Consider the following 16,971-nt stretch of genomic DNA (forward strand, 5'->3'; position numbering starts at 1 on the left):
TAATAATCAATGATATTGTATCAATTTCTATAGACTATGTAAAACAAAAATCCTTCACAAATAGGAAGGATTTTGCTTTATATAGTATTTTGTAGGATGTTTTTTATGCCTTAGTAAATTCTTGTGACTCTTCCATTCCTTGCAACAAGGTTTGTTCAGAATGTTCCATGTGAATTCGAGCTAGTTTACGAGCTTGTGCGGCATTGTGAGAGGCGATGGCTTCCACTAATTGACGATGTTCCTCCCAAGTTTTTCTAAGACGACCTGGTTGGTTCATAGAAAAACTACGGAAGCGGTAGGTTTGTTCTCGCAAATTGTGAACAATATCCGCCAATCTTTCATTACGAGATGCGCGGTAGAGGACTTCGTGGAATTCTACGTCCGCAGCCACAACGGATTCCATATTTTTGTTTTCCATATGATCGCCGATTTCTACAAGCATTCTCTCCAGCGTTTCGATTTCCTCTTCTGTAATGCGTTCTGCTGCAAGGCCTGCCGCAAGTTCTTCCAGGGCAGAACGGATTTCAAATACTTGCGTAATATCCTTTAAAGATATGTTGGCAACGTAGGTACCGCGACGAGGAACCATAACGACAAAGCCTTCTAGTTCAAGTTTACGTATGGCTTCACGAATGGGGGTACGACTTACACCTAACTCTTCGGCAAGGGGAATTTCCATGAGGCGCTCCCCAGGTTTTAACACCCCATCTTGGATGGCTTGACGCAATGTTTCACTTACCACTTCTCTTAGTGGTTTATACGCATCGAGTCGTATAGGTTGTAACCGTTTTGTCATACTAAGTCCTCCTGTGTACATGTTTTAGTAATGAGTGACAGCCAATCATGACCAGCTGCTTTAATCTCTTCTTGTAATTGTAAGGCTTCCATAGGTTTGTTAAGTAATACTACCATCGTAGGACCGCTTCCTGTCATGATGGTTGGGTAACCACGGCTAGTGAAAAACTCCTTACATATTCCTAGTTCTTCGTGATCTGGGAATAATAATTCTTCGAAAGTATTAGCGCTACTAGTGAAAGCAGATTGTAAATCATTATTCTGAAGATGGTTCAGAACGGTATCGATTGTTTTGGTGGTGGCATTAGATTTACCGTTGAAGCGACCATAAGCAACCGCTGTAGAAATAGATACCTTTGGCTTTACTAGTAATAGCCAATGTGCTTCTGGCGATTGGCTATAGGTTAACACTTCGCCACGACCAGTTCCGCGAGCTGTACCACCTTGTAGTAGGAACGGCACATCAGATCCTAGTGAGGCACCAATGTTTAAAAGTTCCTCTTGTGTGAGCCGTAAGTCCCAAAAGCGGTTGAGACCTAATAACATGGCTGCTGCGTCTGCACTACCGCCACCAAGACCCGCTTGAATAGGAACGCGTTTTAATAGGTGGATGGCGGCACCGGCTTTACAACCCGTATAGGCCTGTATGGCGCGTAACGCTTTGAGCGCGAGATTATCTTCTCCATAGCTTACGAGTTTTTGCATGTAGTCAGGCAATTCGGGAGCGCCACCAGAAAATACTACGGAATGATGCTTAGCGAAATAAATAGAATCACTAAGGCGAATCGATTGAAATATAGAATCGATGTCGTGGTATCCATCGTCACGCTTGCCTGTAATAGCAAGCCCAATATTAATTTTGCTGCAACCGAGTTGCTCAAAACTTTTACTCATAATAGCCTCGTTTGTAATGTACAAAATATATGCAGTTTATATGTTTATTTTATACTGTTATAAAGTGATTGAAAATAACCATTAAGTGGTTTATGATGATTTTGTATATACCTGTTGTTTGATTATTAAAAGCATTGTAAACAGCGTATGTTTTAATTAGTTCATTATAGAATATTTATAGTGAAATGGCAATTTGGAGGGAGCTATGTTCGCCAAGTATAAAGATGTTGTCTATCAATGTGTCATAGTTGCTATTGGTTGTGCAATTTTTGGTGCTGGTTTAGATGCCTTTGTACTACCTCACAAACTGGTTAGTACTGGTATTAGTGGGGTAGGGTTGATTTTGTATTATCTAACGGGATTATCCGTTGGTTCTTGGAACGTTATTTTGAACGTCCCTATATTTTGGGCTGCTTGGAAGTGGCTTGGTAAACGCGTAGTGCTTAATACCTTGTATGGTACGCTCATGTTATCGTGGATGATTGATCTGTTTAGTTTCTTGCAATATGACATGATCATTAAGGATCCACTACTCAGTTCTATGATGGCAGGTATCACAACTGGACTAGGGCTTGGTATCGTCTACCGTGTAGGTGGTAATACAGGGGGACTTGATCCAATTGCACTTATCGTTCGCAAATATTATGGCCTTCAAATGGGGTCCATTAATAGCGCTATCAACTGTGCCATCCTCTTAGTTGCTGTCGGCGTTGTTGGACTTGAAGCGGTAGCTGTAACTCTTATCAGTGTGTATGTGTATACTATTATTACAAATAAGGTGGTAATCGGGTTTAATCAACGTAAAGTTGCTTTTATCATTACCTATCGCACCGATGAAGTATGTGAGTGTATTATCAATAAGGTTGGTCGTGGTGCCACTATTATTAATGGTATTGGTGCCTATACACGGACGCCTAAGCAAATTGTGATGGTTGCAGTCAACTTGCTGCAGGTAAATAAATTGAAAGAGGTTATTCAAGAAGCGGACCCAAATGTGTTTATCTTGATTACTGATGCCCAAGAGGTTATCGGTCAAGGTTTTACTCAACCTATTGTTCCTGCGGAAATATCTAAACAGCTAAAATCACAAGATATAACTACCGAAGCGAACAATAATGTTGTAATAGATGAAAATAGTTGTAACAAATTAAAATAAAGAATTATGATAAATCTCTGGCTGTTGTCATCTTATATTAATTATGCGTAAATATAATATTTTATGAATGATACATACATTTTGAAAATAATTTAATGTGATTGATTGAATATCAAGGTTGTAAAATGAGAGGGCTTGCCCTCAAGATAAGATTAGAGGTTTCTATGACTCACAAATTAGCAGGTACGCCTGTACAAGAACAAGATATTATCGATGTGCAAACCCTTGTGGATGCATATTTTGATAATACTCCGGATATTACAGATCCGACACAATTCGTATCCTTTGGCACATCTGGCCATCGCGGTACATCTTTAAATAGTACGTTTACAGATTTACATGTGGCCGCTATTACACAGGCTATTTGTGATGGCCGTGGTCAATTCGGCGCTACAGGTCCGATTTTTGTCGGTCAAGATACACATGCTTTATCTCAGCCAGCCCTTGTGACGGTTCTAGAGGTCCTTGCTGGCAATGGTGTAACGGCAATGGTTGATTCCGATATGGATTTCGTGCCAACACCATCTATATCTCGTGCTATTATTCGTTATAATGAAAGCCACGATGATAAGGCGGATGGTATCGTGATTACGCCGTCTCATAATCCTCCAGATAATGGTGGCATTAAGTATAACGCTACCAATGGTGGTCCAGCGGATACGTTGATTACTAAATGGATTGAAACACGTGCCAATGAATATGTTCACGCATATTGTGAATTAGAAGGATTTAAACGTATTAGTATCGACAATATTGAACCCGACCAACAGGTTCCATATGACTATAAAGGTCTATATGTAGAAGAACTATCTTCTATCATTAATATGGAGGCAATCCAAAGTGCAAAACCTAAGGTCCTCGTTAATGCCCTCGGCGGTAGTGGACTAGGTTATTGGCGTGCTATTAAAGAGCGGTATAATCTAAACCTAGATATTATTAATGATGAGTATGATCCAACCTTTAGCTTTATGACCTATGACCATGATGGTAAGGTACGTATGGATTGCTCATCTGAATATGCCATGGCTGACGTAATTAAACAAATTGGTAATTATGATCTCGCTGTTGGGAATGACCCTGATTATGATCGCTATGGTATCGTTAGTCCGCATGGGCTAGCTTCTCCAAACGCATTTCTTGTGACTGCGGCGGATTATTTGTTTACGACTCGTGGTTGGACAAATAAAGGGGTCGGTAAAACCGTTGTTTGTACCACTATGATTGATAAATGGGCTGCTAGTAAAGAGGTTCCTGTTTATGAGGTTCCAGTAGGTTTTAAATATTTTAGTTCCCTATTATTCGATGGTGAGATTGGTATTGGCGGTGAAGAATCTGCTGGTGCATCGTTCCTTAAAAAAGACGGTACCGTATGGACTACTGATAAAGATGGCATGGTAATGGCTCTCCTTGCGATGGAAATGTATGCCGTTATGGGGGCTACTGTTGACCGACTCTATAATAATCTTGTTGTAGGGTGTGGCGATCCTCGTTTTGGTCGTATTGATGCGCCTTGTACAAAGGAGGCCAAGGTTAAGTTGAAACAATTAAATGCAAGCTCCATTACGGCTACCGAAGTAGATGGTGATGCGATTACTAATGTTCGCACTACTTCTCTGTATAAAGATATGCCTATCGATGGTGTTCGTGTGGAAACGGAAACAGGATGGTTTGTAGCACGCCCATCTGGCACTGAAGATTTATATAAAATTTATGGTGAAAGCTATAAAGGGGATAAAGGTCTTATCGCATTGTTAACTGCTGGTGAAGAGATTGTAACAAGTGCTTTGTCTGACGAAGTGTAACATGTTGTTTTCACTAGAAAACTCATAAAGATTTCACTCATGAAAAATAATAAATGTGTTATAATATATTAATATAGTTTATTGAATGCCCTATACTGGCTATATAGCTTGTAGTGCTTAGAGAAGGTGATGTTATGAAATTAGTTGTTACCGTTGTCGGCGTAGACCGCGTTGGTATCATTGCTGGAGTTAGTACTGTACTCGCTAACTACGGTGTAAATATTATGTCCATTAATCAGACCATCCTTGATGGCGTTTTCAATATGATTATGATGTGTGAAACTAAGTCTGAAGATATGAAAAATCTTACAGCTATCCAAGAGGCTTTGACGAATCAAGGTAAAGAACTAGGTGTTGAAATCCGTGCACAACATGCTGATATTTTCTTAAGTATGCACCGCGTAGGATAGGAGGCACTTATGTTATCTATCGACAATATTTTAGAAACGAATCAGATGATTCACGATAACAAGCTTGATGTGCGTACTATTACGATGGGGATTAGCTTGCTAGAATGTGCATCTAGTTCTGGTAAAGAGCTGTGTGACCGTATTTATGACCGTATTACAAAAGAGGCAGAACATCTTGTATCTACAGGGGAAGATATTGAGCGAGAATTCGGCATCCCTATTATCAATAAGCGTATTTCTGTAACACCCATTTCTCTAGTTGCAGGGGGTAGTGATTTAACATCTTATGTTCCTGTGGCGGAAGCTATGGATCGTGCTGCAAAAACTGTAGGTGTTAATTTTATTGGCGGCTTTTCTGCGCTTGTAACAAAGGGCGCCACTCGAGCTGACCGCATTTTGATTGACTCTATTCCTGAAGCGCTGGCAACTACGGATATCGTTTGTAGCTCTGTTGCTGTGGGCTCTACTAAAACTGGTATTAACATGGACGCAGTGCGAGACATGGGAATCATCGTTAAGAAAACTGCAGAGCTTACAAAGGATAATGATGCTCTTGGTTGTGCTAAGCTCGTAATATTCTGTAATCCTGTAGAGGATAATCCATTTATGGCGGGTGCTTTCTTCGGGGTAACAGAAGGGGATAGTGCTATTTCTGTAGGTGTATCTGGCCCGGGCGTTGTAAAACATGCGCTTGAATCCGTTCGAGGTCAATCCTTTGACGTTGTAGCAGAAACGATTAAACGTACTGCTTTTAAAATCACGCGCGTAGGTCAATTGGTAGCGCAAGAGGCATCTCGCCGCCTAGGTAAACCATTTGGTATTATTGATTTATCTTTGGCGCCAACGCCAGCTGTAGGTGACTCTGTAGCTCATGTTCTTGAAGAAATGGGCTTGTCCTCTTGTGGTTGTCATGGCACTACAGCGGCACTAGCATTACTTAATGATGCGGTGAAAAAAGGTGGTCTTATGGCTTCCTCTCACGTAGGTGGTCTTAGTGGTGCATTCATTCCTGTCTCGGAAGATGCAGGCATGATTGATGCTGTATCCTGTGGCAGTTTGACACTTGATAAATTAGAGGCCATGACATGTGTTTGTTCTGTAGGGCTTGATATGATTGCTATTCCTGGAGACACTACTGCTGATACCATTTCTGCTATCATTGCAGATGAATCAGCAATTGGTATGATTAATAATAAGACAACTGCGGTTCGTGTAATTCCTGTACCTGGTAAGACTGTTGGAGAGGTTGTTGAATTTGGTGGATTATTAGGTTATGCTCCTATTATCGAAGTGAGTCCATATAGTGCAGCCGAGTTCATTGCCCGCGGTGGCAGAATTCCTGCTCCTATTCGTAGCTTAACGAACTAATCCGTTTTTACAACCTACTTGTTGGAGGTGTCTTATGAGTGAATATGTGCTCGATTATGTGTGGGCCTTTGCAGTAGCGCTCATCATAACCTTTGCACTTACCCCATTGGTAAAACGCTTTGCCGTTGCTGTTGGGGCAATAGATAAGCCTGATGCTCGAAAGGTGCATCATGGTGCGATTCCACGACTTGGTGGATTAGCAATCTTTCTCGGTTATGTGGGATCGGTTCTTTTTAACGATTCCATTCCGCATGATCATAAATTGTTTGGGTTTGTCCTTGGTACAGTCATTTTGGTGCTAGTTGGTATTTGGGACGACATTAAACAAATTGAGCCAAAAACTAAGTTAATGGGCCAAATTATAGCAGCCGCTATCCTGGTGGCTTATGATATTCGAGTAGATTTCATTAACCTTCCTTGGGGTGGTGTAGTATATCTCAAGTATTGGGCTATTCCATTGACTATTTTCTGGATAGTTGGTTTTACAAATATTGTAAACCTCATCGATGGCCTTGATGGCTTGGCTGCAGGTATTTCCTTTATCGCATGTATCGCTGTTTGTGCAATGACATTGCAACTTGGTCAAACTGATCTTGCTTGTATCTCTCTTGCTTTAGCAGGTGCGACTGTAGGTTTCTTGCGGTATAACTTCAATCCTGCAAAAATATTCATGGGTGATACGGGATCCATGTTATTAGGCTATACATTAGCAGCTATTTCCGTTATGGGCGCTGTGAAGACAGCTGCTATGATTGCTCTAGTGGTACCTGCCATTGTGTTAGGCTTGCCTATTTTAGACACCTTATTTGCCATTGTGCGCCGTAAAATCAGTGGACGTCCCATCTTTAAACCCGATAAAGGTCATGTTCACCATCGCTTATTGGCACAAGGATTAACACAAAAGCAAGCTGTATTGTTGATGTATGCAGTAACAGCTCTTTTCGGCGGTGTATCTGTTATCGTTGCAGAGGTTAATGCTTGGGTCGGCGCGACCTTGGTATTAGTAATTTTCTTGTGTAGTATTTATATTGCACGACGTCTTGGCGTTATCATGCATAGTGATGCGGCAGGGCATCCGTTACCACGTCCTACAATTGAACGCAGCGACTCGGATGATACCATATCCTTTGATCGCGATGAATTGGCTAAAGCCTTGGAGAATACTGATGATTCTCATAAGGAATAACCATCTGTGGGGCGCTTGGCGCCCCATTTTTTCTATCCTACTACGTTGGAGGCAACTATGTTAAAAGTTATGACAATCTTTGGTACAAGACCTGAGGCTATCAAGATGGCTCCTCTTGTAAAAGCATTACAAGCAGCACCAGATATGGAACCTATCGTAACCGTTACGGCACAGCATCGAGATATGCTCGATCAAGTACTAAACTTGTTTAATATTACCCCAGACTATGATTTAAATATTATGAGCCAAGGTCAAACACTATATGATGTAACTAATCGTGCTTTGATGGGCCTTAAAGATGTATTAGAAGAAGCAAAACCTGATGTGGTACTCGTTCATGGTGATACTACAACTACCTTTGCTGGGGCATTGGCTTCTTTCTACCAAGAAATTCCTGTAGGTCACGTAGAAGCAGGACTACGGACAGGTGATATTTACTCTCCATTCCCTGAAGAGATGAATCGAAAATTGACGGGTTCGATCGCGACGTATCACTTTGCGCCTACTTCTAGTTCTGAAAGCAATTTAAAAAAAGAAAATATTAATACAGAACATCTTTATGTAACGGGGAATACTGTTATCGATGCTCTTGATACGACGGTACAAGACAGCTATGTATTCGATGATGCAGCTATTAATGCTCTTGATCCTAAAAAACGTACGGTTCTTGTTACCACACATCGCCGAGAAAACTTAGGTGAACCTATGCGCCATGTATATCAAGCCATTCGAGATTTAATCAATGAATTTGAAGATATTCAAGTTGTTTTCCCTGTACATAAAAATCCTAAAGTTCGCCAAGTTGTACAAGAGGAACTTGGTTCTGTGGAGCGTGTTACATTAATTGACCCTCTTGACTATGAACCATTTGCAAACTTGATGGCTAAATCTTACTTGATTTTGACTGATTCAGGTGGGATTCAAGAAGAAGCCCCAGCTCTTGGTAAGCCAGTTCTCGTATTACGTGATACGACAGAACGTCCTGAAGCGGTAGAAGCAGGCACTGTTCGCCTTGTAGGTACTGATAAAGATGCGGTACATAAAGCCGCTTATGAATTATTGAGCAATGCTGAAGCGTATAAGTTAATGTCTAATTCTGTTAACCCCTATGGTGACGGAAAAGCCTCTGAACGCATCATTCAAGCGTTGCGACATGAATTCTTAGGTGATGCGCATCGTCCTGAACGTTTTGGTAAATAATATGGATAAGGATCTTGTGAAAGCCCTCGCCATGGCAACATCAGCGGGGGTCACACTGGTCTCCTGTATAGGAGGTTTTATTTGGCTAGGTTATAAATTGGATACTTGGCTTCAAACGGAACCACTCTGCATGGTCATATTTGGCCTAATAGGAGCAATAACAGGGTTTTATATGTTGTATAAACAAGTTAAGTAGTGAGGTATGTATGAATCAATATATAAAATTCATAGTGCGAGTGCTGCTGACTTGTTTTTTTATTGCTTTTTTTGGCAGTATAATACAAGTTTTATGTGGCTTAGAACAGTATCTATGGGGATGGCTTTGGGGCATCTTTATAATGGTTCTCTACTTACTTAGCCTAGCTTTGCATGGACAATCTATTGTGTCAGGAGATCCTTATAAAGCCGTACGTAAATCTCGTAGACAGATGATTTGGCGCCTTATGTTAGTAGGCTCTCTAGTGGTCTTAGGTCTGAAAATTCCCGGTGTAGAGGCTGTTAGCATGTTTATAGGTATCGCGCTTATTCAGCCTGCATTATATGCTGTGTACTGGTGGCTCAGTTGCCAGTTTTAGTTCTAAAATGACCTAAAATAGGAACAACAAAGGTATTCCAATTATGCATTGTATACATTATATTTATGATTAATTGGAATTGCTTACCCTTCAAGTGTTGATTATATATCTATAACGATGTATGATGATACATATATGTTATATTTATATTAATTGTAAATATATTAGGTTTTATTATATCTATGAAAGGGGTTGAGAACGTGGTATTACATGCGGGACACCATGAGGTCGTGCAGTGGTTGGGGTTGACATTTAATATAGATACCTTGATTGCTACATGGGTTACTATGGCTATTGTAATATTAATAACAATACTAGCCACCCGAGGACGTAAATTGGTGCCTGTAGGCTTGCAAAATATAGTGGAATCTATATTAGAAGGCTTAGAGGGGCAATTAGCTCCGAACTTGGGTCGTCATTGGCCGATGGTGAGTTCCTTGTTATTTACGTTTTTCTTATTTATTTTTGTAGGAAATGAATTAGGCTTAATGCCTACACTTAAGGCGTTAACATCACCAACATCTGATATCAATACTACAGTTGCATTGGCTTTATGTAGTACATTAGTAGTATGGGTTATGGGTATTAAAGTTAAAGGCTTATCTTACTTTAAGCATTTTGTACGACCTTATAAGGCTTTGCTAGTACTTAATATCTTTGAAGAGATCGCTAGACCTGTTACGCTTGCTTTCCGTCTATTCGGCAATATCGTAGCTGGTGAAATTTTGTTAGAAGTATTATACAAGTTGCCTTGGTTTGTACCTGTACCATGGGTGTGGATTGCTTTTAGTTTGTTTATCGGCATTATTCAAGCCTTTATTTTTACCGTTCTTACAGCATCCTATTTAGGGATGGCTCTTAGTGAGGAACATTAATTATTATATATGGAGGATATATTATGGAAGCTCAAGGTTTATTCGCATTAGCAGCAGCGATCGCAGTAGGTTGTGGTGCCATTGGTGCAGGTATCGGTGACGGTCTTGTATCTAGTAAAGTAATCGAAGGTATTACACGCCAACCTGAATTGCGTGGTCAATTGATGTCTACTATGTTCGTTGCGATTGGTTTAATCGAAGCGATGCCTATCATCGGTGTAGTAGTTGCGTTTATTTTGTTATTCAGATAATAACGAGGAGGAATAACCTTGGTTGACTTAAGCCTTGGAACGATTCTTGCTCAAATGTTGAACTTTTTTATATTAGTTTGGCTATTGGCGCGTTTTGCATATAAACCATTATTGGCTATGATGACAGAACGTAAAGAACGAATTGCTAAAGATTTAGAAGCTGCTGAACAAGCCCGTGCAGAGACAGAAAAGTTTAAAGCTGATTATGCAGCTCAAATTTCTAATGCTCGTGTAGAAGCACAACAAATTGTTGAAAAAGCAATTCAAGAAGCAGAAAATACTACACGAGAACAATTGGCAACAGCTCGCGAGCAAATTGAACAAGAAAAAAATCGTGCTCGTCAAGATATTGCCATCGAACGCGATCGTGCTATGAACAGCTTGCGTAACGAAGTGGTATCTTTATCTGTAGCTATGGCTGGTAAAGTTGTTGCTAAAGATATGAACAGCGAAACTAATACAAAATTGATCGAAGACGCTATTCGTCAACTTGATAGTAAAACGATAGGGTTGTGATACGATGAGCATAGAAATTGTAGCAGATAAATATGGTTCGGCTATGTTTGAATTAGCTCAAGAACAAAATATTTTGGAACTCATGGAGGAGCAATTAGGTTATGTAGCGTCCGTTATGGCGGAACAGCCTGAACTTCGTTTATTCCTTGAAAATCCAATCGTTACAGAAGATGCAAAGATTAAGTTAGTTGGTTCCATCTTTGAATCTAGTATCGACAAAGTTGCTTTACACTTTATCTATGTGATGATTAAACGCGGGCGCCATCGTTATATTGCACAGGCCATTGCAGCGTTTATTCAAAAATCACGAGAGGCTCGTGGTATTTTGGAAGCTACTGTAACTGTAGCAGAACCAATCACAGCTGATGTAGAAGCATCTGTACAAGCTAAATTACGAGAAGTAACAGGGAAAGATGTTATTTTATCTATGCGTCAAGATCTATCTATTATGGGTGGTATTATTATCCAAGTAGGGGATAAACGCATTGATGGCTCTGTATCTCGTCGTTTAGAGGAATTAGAAAAATCTTTATTAAGAACGAACTCTATTAGATAGGGGTGAATGGGTATATATGAAAATGAAGCCTGAAGAAATCACTGCTATAATCAAACAGCAGATTCAGGACTATGATGTTGACCTCAATGTCGATGATGTGGGTACTGTTCTCGACGTAGGGGATGGCATCGCCCATATTTATGGTCTTGAAAGAGCCATGGCCGGTGAGTTGCTAGAATTACCACACGGCGTATATGGCTTGGTTTTGAACTTAGAATTAGATAATGTGGGTGCCGTACTATTAGGTGATGACTTCTTGATTAAAGAAGGGGACCAAGTGCGCCGTACTGGCAAAATTATGGACGTTCCTGCCGGAGATGCCTTGATTGGTCGCGTAGTAAACCCTCTTGGTCAACCTCTTGATGGCAAGGGTGCTATTCAAGCTACAGAACGTCGTCCTATCGAACATCCCGCACCTGGTATTGCGGATCGTCAATCCGTAAATGAACCATTGCAAACAGGTCTTAAAGCGATTGATGCGATGGTACCAATCGGCCGTGGTCAACGTGAGCTTATCATCGGTGACCGTGGTACAGGTAAAACTGCGATTGCCTTAGATACTATTCTGAACCAAAAAGGCAAAGATGTTATTTGTATTTATGTAGCTATTGGTCAAAAAGAATCTACAGTTGCTCGCGTAGTACAAAAACTTGAAGAAGCAGGCGCTATGGAATATACAATCGTAGTTTCTGCGAGTGCTTCCACAGGTGCACCTCTTCAATACATTGCCCCATATGCTGGTGTTGCCATGGGTGAATACTTTATGTACCAAGGTAAACACGTATTATGCGTATATGATGACTTAACAAAACAAGCGGCTGCATATCGTGCTATGTCCCTATTATTGCGCCGTCCACCAGGGCGTGAAGCATATCCAGGCGACGTATTCTACTTACACAGTCGTCTATTAGAGCGGGCTGCGAAACTTTCATCTGAACTTGGTGGAGGTTCTATTACAGCGTTGCCAATCATTGAAACACAAGCAGGTGACGTATCTGCATACATTCCAACAAACGTAATTTCCATTACTGATGGTCAAATTTTCTTGGGAACAGATATGTTCTATTCTGGTATTCGTCCAGCTGTTGACGTAGGTCTGTCCGTATCCCGTGTAGGTGGTAGCGCACAAACTAAAGCGATGAAGCAAGTGGCGGGCCAATTGCGTTTGGACCTTGCTCAATATCGTGAGTTGGCTGCTTTCGCTCAGTTTGGTTCTGACCTTGATGCGGCTACACGCGCTCAACTTGATCGTGGTGAACGCTTAACTGAAATGTTAAAACAAGGTCAATATGAGCCTATGAGTGTAGCGGAAATGGTTATCAACCTTTACGCTGGTACTAAAGGGTACTTAGCAGATATTCAAGTGGCAGATGTATTGTCCTTTGAAGCTGAACTTTTACGTTATGTAAAAGCAAATTATCCTGAAATCATCACTAACATTGAAACGTCTAAGAAAATTGACGAAGAAACTGAAAATCTATTGAAGCAAGCAATCCCAGAATGTGTTGAAGCATTTGGCTCTACACATACATTAGTGTCTCGTAAGGAGGCGTAATGTATGGCTAGTGCACAAGATTTGCGAAAACGCATAAAAAGTGTTACCAATACGCAACAAATTACAAAAGCGATGAAGATGGTAGCTTCTGCTCGTCTTCGTAGGGCACAAACAAAAGCGGAAGCTACTCGTCCTTACGCAGAAAAGATAGGGCAAATCTTGCGTCATATGTCTAATAGTGATTTAGAAGGCTTTGAAAGTCCTCTTTTAGATGTGCGACCTGTAGAGCGCACTTGCTATATTGTAGTAGGTGCAGATAAAGGTCTTGCAGGGGCATTTTCGTCTAATGTATTGAAATTTGCCATGGAACAATTACATGGTAAATCTCCTGATACATACCGTGTTATCACGGCAGGCAGAAAGCCTAGAGACAGCATGAAATCTAGAGGTGTTCGCATCGATAAGTCTTATGCGGGCTTCTCGGATAAACCATCCTATGAACATGCGCGTACTATTATGCATGAAGCACTTTCACTATATGAACGTCATGAAGTAGACGAAGTCATCATGATCTATACACGTTTTGTAAATTCTATGACGCAAATTGCACAGGCTGAGCGCTTGTTGCCAATAGAGCAACCACAAGATGAGGTAAAAGGCGAAGAGTATGATTTCATGCCGTCCGCCGTATCCGTCTTGGAGGCGTTGCTGCCAAAATACTTAGAAATTACAGTTTATAATGGATTGTTGCAATCTGCAGCTAGTGAATTAGGTGCTCGTATGACGGCCATGACATCGGCTACAGATAATGCAGGGGAACTCATTGAGTCCTTAGGCCTTGAATACAACAAGTTGCGTCAATCTAGTATTACAAACGAAATTTCTGAAATCGTTGGTGGCGCTAATGCCTTGCAATAGATAAGGAGACATCTGTCGATGAGTAATAATATTGGTAAAGTTGTGCAGGTCATCGGCCCAGTTGTAGACGTGCGCTTTGATGCTGGTCATTTACCAGCTATCTACAACGCTATCCACATCTACCATGACCACAAGGCACACGATAGACAAAAAATCGTAGTAGAGGTTATGCAACACTTAGGCGACGATACAGTTCGTTGCGTTGCCATGAGTTCTACTGACGGTATGACACGTAATATGGAAGCAGAAGATACTGGTGCTCCAATTTCCGTTCCTGTAGGGGAAGGCGTATTGGGTCGTATCTTTAACGTACTTGGTGAAACTGTAGACCATGATCCAGCACCAGTTGTGGCTGATGAAAAATGGCCTATTCACCGTCCAGCACCTAAATTTGATGACCTTTCTCCAGACACAAAAATCTTGGAAACAGGTATTAAGGTCGTTGACCTTATCGCTCCATATGTAAAAGGTGGTAAGATTGGCCTCTTCGGTGGTGCCGGTGTAGGTAAAACCGTATTGATCATGGAATTGATTCACAATGTTGCTACAGAGCACGGCGGTTATTCCGTATTCTCCGGTGTAGGCGAACGTACTCGTGAAGGTAACGACTTGTGGAACGAAATGAAAGAGTCCGGCGTTATCAACAAAACAGCTCTCGTATATGGACAAATGAATGAGCCACCAGGGGCTCGTATGCGCGTAGGTCTTACAGGCCTTACAATGGCCGAATACTTCCGTGATGTGAAAAAACAAGACGTGCTCTTGTTCATTGATAACATCTTCCGCTTTATTCAAGCGGGTTCCGAAGTATCTGCCCTCTTAGGTCGTATGCCATCTGCCGTAGGTTATCAACCTACATTGGCTAATGACGTAGGGGCATTACAAGAACGTATTACATCTACAAAAGAGGGCTCCATTACTTCCGTACAAGCTGTATATGTACCTGCTGATGACTTGACTGACCCTGCTCCAGCAGCGACATTCGCTCACTTGGATGCGACAACAGTATTGTCTCGTTCCATTGCGGAACTCGGTATCTATCCAGCGGTGGATCCTCTGGACTCTACAAGCCGTATTTTGGATCCACATGTACTTGGGGAAGAGCACTACGCAGTAGCTCGTGGCGTACAAGAAGTATTGCAAAAATATCGCGATCTTCAAGATATTATCGCAATCCTCGGTATGGAAGAATTGTCTGACGAAGATAAACTCACTGTATCCCGTGCTCGTAAGATTCAACGTTTCTTGAGTCAACCATTCTTCGTAGCAGAAGTATTTACTGGTTCTCCTGGTAAATATGTGCCATTGTCCGAAACATTGAGAGGCTTCAGAGAAATCTTGGATGGTAAACATGATGAATTGCCAGAAGGTGCATTCTACATGGTTGGTACCATAGATGAAGCCGTTCAAAAAGCAAAGGAAATGCAAGAGAAGGGGGAATAATCCATGGCGGAACCTATGACCCTACAGATAATTACACCTGATGCGATTGTATTCGAAGGCCAATCTACATTCTTTGTAGGTAAAGCTATCGATGGTGCTTTTGGTATTTTGCCAAACCATGCACCTATGATTATCGCATTAGACTTGGCACCTTTACGCATTGATCAACCAGATGGAACATCTCGTGAATATGCTGTTTTTGGTGGCTTCTGTGAAATTGAACATAATAAGGTGAGTATTGTAACCCCTGACTGTCAAGATCCAACATCCATTGATGTGGAACGTGCTCGTCGAGCTAAAGAGCGTGCAGAAGGTCGGTTATCAAATCCTACACCTGATATTGATGTAGAAAGAGCGGAAGCAGCATTGCAACGTGCCTTACTGCGCTTGCATGTTACAAAAATGTTATAAGAAAAAGGCTAGCCATCTGGCTAGCCTTTTTATCTTTCTAATTTTGATTATAAAATGCTCACACCTTTTAAGGAGTATGCAGTATTCTTAGGCTGTTCTACTTGAAAATCTAATACAACAGGTGCCTCAGAATTGATACCAGGTGCTTGGTAACGGTCACGGTCTGTTGGAATTCGTTTGTATGGTAATTTATCAAGTAATATAGTCATAACTTTGTTCCAAACTGATTTATGTGTTGGCATAGTCAAAGAGTCATCAGTTTGGTTGAAGCCCGTACGAACAGTATGGATTATCTTATCGTTTACATCATAATAGTATAAAAGGGCATTAACCTTTGCGGCGATATAAATTTCATGATTATCCTTATTGTATGGATCTGGGCTGTTAATAGTATTAACTTGTACATATACGTCTTGTAATGGTACAGGCATAATAACGATTTCAGAATTTTGGGCCTCTGCAATTTGAGCAAGATCAGCGGCTTTAATTTCTGCAGTTGGTGTGTTAGTACTTACGATGGTTGTATCATAGTAAGGATATTTAAGTGTATTTGATAAGCGATCTGTCATGTAGCGACCAAATTGAGCTGTGTTTTCATTGCGCAAATTTGCTGGTACAACAATAGTAACTTTACGGCTCGGAAAGTTTTCTAAGTGTCCATCATGACTTGTACTAGAAGTATTAATTGTGGCTTTTTCCGGAGCTCCAGAAATCGGTGTAGATGTTGGTGTTGCAGCCACTTTTATGACAGGCTCCATATTCGTTTCAGGGGCTAATGTAGGAGCTTCATTACTTGTGCTACTTTGTATAGTGCTAAGAGCTACAGGTTGTGTTGTATTTGGTGTTAATTGACTCAAATCGATCATAGCGGCACTGGCTGTTGTAAATGCAGTTGTGAGTAGTACAGCAAGTACTGTAAGTAGTGGACGTTTATAGAGTCCGAAGTTATGTAACATAATTCCTCCTCTTAATAAAACTCTTTTAAAATTACAAATTATACAATTTATATTATTATATCATATATACAAAAAAAAGAAGCAAGCTTAATAGCTTGCTTCTTTAGTCTGGTGGACGATGACAGGATCGAACTGCCGACATCCTGCTTGTAAGGCAGGCGCTC

The 16,971-nt window shown here is 41.0% G+C and carries 19 protein-coding genes; 16 read left to right on the forward strand and 3 right to left on the reverse strand.

The genetic code is table 11. From position 1 onward, the window contains the following. Window positions 1–103: 103 nt before the first annotated feature. Together NE668_RS07320 and ispE are read right to left on the reverse strand one after the other, a co-directional pair. Complete coding sequence (locus NE668_RS07320) at window positions 104–796, reverse strand: GntR family transcriptional regulator (RefSeq protein WP_004697535.1); 693 nt, start codon at window positions 794–796, stop codon at window positions 104–106. Then, window positions 793–1,689, reverse strand: coding sequence for a 4-(cytidine 5'-diphospho)-2-C-methyl-D-erythritol kinase (gene ispE, locus NE668_RS07325; protein ID WP_021148541.1), 897 nt, complete (start codon window positions 1,687–1,689; stop codon window positions 793–795). Before ispE ends, NE668_RS07320 begins: the two co-directional genes overlap by 4 nt. A 205-nt stretch (window positions 1,690–1,894) precedes the next feature. Here ispE and NE668_RS07330 point away from each other — a divergent pair, with 205 nt between their 5' ends. From NE668_RS07330 to atpC, 16 genes are all read left to right on the forward strand, one after another. Beyond that, complete coding sequence (locus tag NE668_RS07330; protein WP_156697263.1) at window positions 1,895–2,845, forward strand: YitT family protein; 951 nt, start codon at window positions 1,895–1,897, stop codon at window positions 2,843–2,845. Between the two features lie 164 nt (window positions 2,846–3,009). Further along, window positions 3,010–4,647, forward strand: coding sequence for a phosphoglucomutase (locus NE668_RS07335; protein ID WP_227037340.1), 1,638 nt, complete (start codon window positions 3,010–3,012; stop codon window positions 4,645–4,647). Window positions 4,648–4,781: 134 nt separating this feature from the next. Beyond that, a complete protein-coding gene (locus NE668_RS07340) occupies window positions 4,782–5,057 on the forward strand; it encodes an ACT domain-containing protein (protein ID WP_156697261.1) in 276 nt (91 codons plus the stop codon). Window positions 5,058–5,066: 9 nt separating this feature from the next. Then, window positions 5,067–6,425, forward strand: a complete 1,359-nt coding sequence (locus NE668_RS07345) for a PFL family protein (RefSeq protein WP_004695059.1) — start codon at window positions 5,067–5,069, stop codon at window positions 6,423–6,425. A gap of 34 nt (window positions 6,426–6,459) precedes the next feature. Continuing rightward, window positions 6,460–7,611 carry a glycosyltransferase family 4 protein gene (locus tag NE668_RS07350; protein WP_156697260.1) on the forward strand — a complete coding sequence of 384 codons (1,152 nt, stop codon included), beginning with the start codon at window positions 6,460–6,462 and terminating at the stop codon, window positions 7,609–7,611. A 57-nt stretch (window positions 7,612–7,668) separates the two neighbouring features. Continuing rightward, window positions 7,669–8,811, forward strand: coding sequence for a non-hydrolyzing UDP-N-acetylglucosamine 2-epimerase (wecB, locus tag NE668_RS07355; protein WP_227037341.1), 1,143 nt, complete (start codon window positions 7,669–7,671; stop codon window positions 8,809–8,811). A 1-nt stretch (window position 8,812) separates the two neighbouring features. Then, window positions 8,813–9,007, forward strand: coding sequence for an AtpZ/AtpI family protein (locus NE668_RS07360; RefSeq protein WP_012864790.1), 195 nt, complete (start codon window positions 8,813–8,815; stop codon window positions 9,005–9,007). A gap of 142 nt (window positions 9,008–9,149) precedes the next feature. Next, on the forward strand, window positions 9,150–9,386 hold the full coding sequence (locus tag NE668_RS07365; protein ID WP_042986657.1) for a hypothetical protein: 237 nt from the start codon (window positions 9,150–9,152) through the stop codon (window positions 9,384–9,386). Window positions 9,387–9,586: 200 nt separating this feature from the next. Further along, window positions 9,587–10,261 carry a F0F1 ATP synthase subunit A gene (gene atpB / locus NE668_RS07370; protein ID WP_004695063.1) on the forward strand — a complete coding sequence of 225 codons (675 nt, stop codon included), beginning with the start codon at window positions 9,587–9,589 and terminating at the stop codon, window positions 10,259–10,261. Between the two features lie 23 nt (window positions 10,262–10,284). Further along, the gene (atpE, locus tag NE668_RS07375; protein ID WP_004695064.1) at window positions 10,285–10,512 is read left to right on the forward strand and encodes a F0F1 ATP synthase subunit C; all 228 of its coding nucleotides are present in this window, start codon (window positions 10,285–10,287) and stop codon (window positions 10,510–10,512) included. Between the two features lie 18 nt (window positions 10,513–10,530). Then, the gene (gene atpF, locus NE668_RS07380; RefSeq protein ID WP_012864787.1) at window positions 10,531–11,028 is read left to right on the forward strand and encodes a F0F1 ATP synthase subunit B; all 498 of its coding nucleotides are present in this window, start codon (window positions 10,531–10,533) and stop codon (window positions 11,026–11,028) included. 4 nt (window positions 11,029–11,032) lie between these two features. After that, window positions 11,033–11,584, forward strand: a complete 552-nt coding sequence (gene atpH / locus NE668_RS07385; RefSeq protein ID WP_227037342.1) for an ATP synthase F1 subunit delta — start codon at window positions 11,033–11,035, stop codon at window positions 11,582–11,584. A 16-nt stretch (window positions 11,585–11,600) separates the two neighbouring features. Next, window positions 11,601–13,139, forward strand: a complete 1,539-nt coding sequence (gene atpA / locus NE668_RS07390) for a F0F1 ATP synthase subunit alpha (protein WP_004697546.1) — start codon at window positions 11,601–11,603, stop codon at window positions 13,137–13,139. A gap of 3 nt (window positions 13,140–13,142) precedes the next feature. Next, a complete protein-coding gene (gene atpG / locus NE668_RS07395; RefSeq protein WP_021148536.1) occupies window positions 13,143–13,997 on the forward strand; it encodes an ATP synthase F1 subunit gamma in 855 nt (284 codons plus the stop codon). Window positions 13,998–14,015: 18 nt separating this feature from the next. Beyond that, window positions 14,016–15,440, forward strand: coding sequence for a F0F1 ATP synthase subunit beta (gene atpD, locus NE668_RS07400; RefSeq protein ID WP_105087018.1), 1,425 nt, complete (start codon window positions 14,016–14,018; stop codon window positions 15,438–15,440). A gap of 3 nt (window positions 15,441–15,443) precedes the next feature. Continuing rightward, complete coding sequence (gene atpC, locus NE668_RS07405) at window positions 15,444–15,851, forward strand: ATP synthase F1 subunit epsilon (RefSeq protein ID WP_008602448.1); 408 nt, start codon at window positions 15,444–15,446, stop codon at window positions 15,849–15,851. Between the two features lie 47 nt (window positions 15,852–15,898). Here atpC and NE668_RS07410 read toward each other — a convergent pair whose 3' ends face one another. After that, window positions 15,899–16,807: a hypothetical protein gene (locus tag NE668_RS07410; protein ID WP_227037345.1), complete on the reverse strand. Its 909-nt coding sequence runs from the start codon at window positions 16,805–16,807 to the stop codon at window positions 15,899–15,901. Window positions 16,808–16,971: the final 164 nt, after the last annotated feature.

Source organism: Veillonella parvula (assembly GCF_024461875.1).
Lineage (GTDB): Bacteria > Bacillota > Negativicutes > Veillonellales > Veillonellaceae > Veillonella > Veillonella parvula_I.

Bases quoted from the DNA above. Each gene is read 5' to 3' on its own strand.
- atpA (WP_004697546.1), top strand. From the start codon at position 11,601: ATGAAAATGAAGCCTGAAGAAATCACTGCTATAATCAAACAGCAGATT.
- wecB (WP_227037341.1), top strand. From the start codon at position 7,669: ATGTTAAAAGTTATGACAATCTTTGGTACAAGACCTGAGGCTATCAAG.
- NE668_RS07360 (WP_012864790.1), top strand. From the start codon at position 8,813: ATGGATAAGGATCTTGTGAAAGCCCTCGCCATGGCAACATCAGCGGGG.
- atpG (WP_021148536.1), top strand. From the start codon at position 13,143: ATGGCTAGTGCACAAGATTTGCGAAAACGCATAAAAAGTGTTACCAAT.
- atpE (WP_004695064.1), top strand. From the start codon at position 10,285: ATGGAAGCTCAAGGTTTATTCGCATTAGCAGCAGCGATCGCAGTAGGT.
- atpC (WP_008602448.1), top strand. From the start codon at position 15,444: ATGGCGGAACCTATGACCCTACAGATAATTACACCTGATGCGATTGTA.
- NE668_RS07345 (WP_004695059.1), top strand. From the start codon at position 5,067: ATGTTATCTATCGACAATATTTTAGAAACGAATCAGATGATTCACGAT.
- ispE (WP_021148541.1), bottom strand. From the start codon at position 1,689: ATGAGTAAAAGTTTTGAGCAACTCGGTTGCAGCAAAATTAATATTGGG.
- NE668_RS07365 (WP_042986657.1), top strand. From the start codon at position 9,150: ATGGTTCTCTACTTACTTAGCCTAGCTTTGCATGGACAATCTATTGTG.
- NE668_RS07320 (WP_004697535.1), bottom strand. From the start codon at position 796: ATGACAAAACGGTTACAACCTATACGACTCGATGCGTATAAACCACTA.
- NE668_RS07340 (WP_156697261.1), top strand. From the start codon at position 4,782: ATGAAATTAGTTGTTACCGTTGTCGGCGTAGACCGCGTTGGTATCATT.
- NE668_RS07335 (WP_227037340.1), top strand. From the start codon at position 3,010: ATGACTCACAAATTAGCAGGTACGCCTGTACAAGAACAAGATATTATC.
- NE668_RS07350 (WP_156697260.1), top strand. From the start codon at position 6,460: ATGAGTGAATATGTGCTCGATTATGTGTGGGCCTTTGCAGTAGCGCTC.
- NE668_RS07330 (WP_156697263.1), top strand. From the start codon at position 1,895: ATGTTCGCCAAGTATAAAGATGTTGTCTATCAATGTGTCATAGTTGCT.
- atpD (WP_105087018.1), top strand. From the start codon at position 14,016: ATGAGTAATAATATTGGTAAAGTTGTGCAGGTCATCGGCCCAGTTGTA.
- NE668_RS07410 (WP_227037345.1), bottom strand. From the start codon at position 16,807: ATGTTACATAACTTCGGACTCTATAAACGTCCACTACTTACAGTACTT.
- atpH (WP_227037342.1), top strand. From the start codon at position 11,033: ATGAGCATAGAAATTGTAGCAGATAAATATGGTTCGGCTATGTTTGAA.